This is a genomic window from Ancylomarina longa (assembly GCF_003996985.1).
Taxonomy (GTDB): Bacteria; Bacteroidota; Bacteroidia; order Bacteroidales; family Marinifilaceae; genus Ancylomarina_A; species Ancylomarina_A longa.
The window spans coordinates 1-669 of sequence record NZ_RJJX01000127.1; the positions used below are offsets into that span (position 1 = coordinate 1).

General features: G+C 46.1%; 1 pseudogene. It reads right to left on the reverse strand.

What is annotated here, in order from left to right:
• Nucleotides 1–669, reverse strand: a pseudogene (locus tag DLK05_RS17640) (hypothetical protein); the annotation flags it as partial.

Sequence of the window (669 nt, forward strand, 5' to 3'; positions counted from 1 at the left end):
GCATGAACAGTAACATTCACATCATCGCTGGCGGAACAGCCATTGGTATTGGTTACAACAACGGAATAGTTRCCACTAATTGATGTRCTAATTGTTTGCGTAGTTTCTCCGGTACTCCATAAATATGTTGCTCCCGCATTGCCGGCATCCAATGTGATGCTGCTGCCTGCACAGGTCTGCTGATCCGCTCCCAAATCTACGATTGGATTGGCATGAACAGTGACATTTACATCATCACTGGCGGAACAGCCATTTCCATTGGTTACTGTTACAGAATAATTTCCTGATGTTGATACATTGATAGTCTGTGAGGTTTCTCCGGTACTCCATAAATATGTTACTCCCGCATTGCCGGCATCCAATGTGATGCTGCTRCCTGCACAGGTCTGCTGATCGGCTCCCAAATCTACGATTGGATTGGCATGAACAGTAACATTCACATCATCGCTGGCGGAACAACCATTGGTATTGGTTACAACAACGGAATAGTTRCCACTAATTGATGTGCTAATTGTTTGCGTAGTTTCTCCGGTACTCCATAAATATGTTGCTCCCGCATTGCCGGCATCCAATGTGATGCTGCTGCCTGCACAGGTCTGCTGATCCGCTCCYAAATCTACGATTGGATTGGCATGAACAGTAACATTCACATCATCGCTGGCGGAACAG